Source organism: Micromonospora globispora (genome assembly GCF_003857015.1).
GTDB lineage: Bacteria > Actinomycetota > Actinomycetes > Mycobacteriales > Micromonosporaceae > Micromonospora > Micromonospora globispora.
On sequence record NZ_QGGF01000439.1, the window covers coordinates 1 to 772 of the forward strand.

Sequence of the window (772 nt, forward strand, 5' to 3'; positions counted from 1 at the left end):
GCGCCCGGCGGGCGGCCGTCACCGGCACCGGGTCGAAGCCGGGCGGCAGCGGACCGCCGGCGACCAGCGCCCCGACCAGCGCCGCCTGGCGCGAGGCGAGGTCCCCACCAGCGGGGGTGCCCGGTCCCGGCCGGGTGGCATCGCGGCCGCCACCAGGAGCACCCCGGTCGCCGAGCCGACCGGTGCTCACGTGACCACCGGGAAACCGGAGGCCGCGGCGAGCGCGTCCAGCTCGCCGCGCAGCTCGGCGGCCGGCGGGTAGTGGCCGTCGCGCTCCAGCAGCAGCGCCGGTGGCCGGTGCCGCGCGCACAGCTCGGCCACCAGGTCGAGTACCTCGGTGGGCACCGGGTCGGTGTGCGTGTCGTGGTAGAAGCCGCCCTGCTCGGCCCCGCCCGCGACGTGCAGGTAGGCCACCCGCTCCAGCGGCAGCCGGTCGAGCAGCGCGAGCGGGTCGGCGCCTCCGTTGCGGGCGTTGGCGTGCACGTTCGCGACGTCCAGCAGCAGCAGCGCCCCGGTGGCGTCCAGGATCTCGGTCAGGAAGGCGGCCTCGTCCAGCTCGTCGTCCGGCCAGTCGAAGAGCGCCGCGATGGGTTCCAGCGCGATCGGCACCGGCAGCTCCGCCTGCGCCCGCCGGACGTTCGCCACCACCGCGGCGACCGCCTCCCGGGTGCGCGGCAGTGGCAGCAGGTGACCGGCCTCCAGCCCCCCGGCACGTACGAAGGCGATGTGCTCGCTCACCAGCGGCGCGTCGACCGCCACCGCCACCTGAGCC

The 772-nt window shown here is 77.3% G+C and carries 2 protein-coding genes; both read right to left on the reverse strand.

The annotated features are described in order from the left end of the window. On the reverse strand, window positions 1-190 hold a 190-nt coding region (locus DKL51_RS23625; protein WP_498070936.1), incomplete at its 3' end, for an SCO6045 C-terminal-like domain-containing protein. Then, window positions 187-772 (reverse strand): multinuclear nonheme iron-dependent oxidase (locus tag DKL51_RS23630; protein WP_124812498.1); only part of this gene is annotated, 586 nt, incomplete at its 5' end. The genes DKL51_RS23630 and DKL51_RS23625, both read right to left, overlap by 4 nt.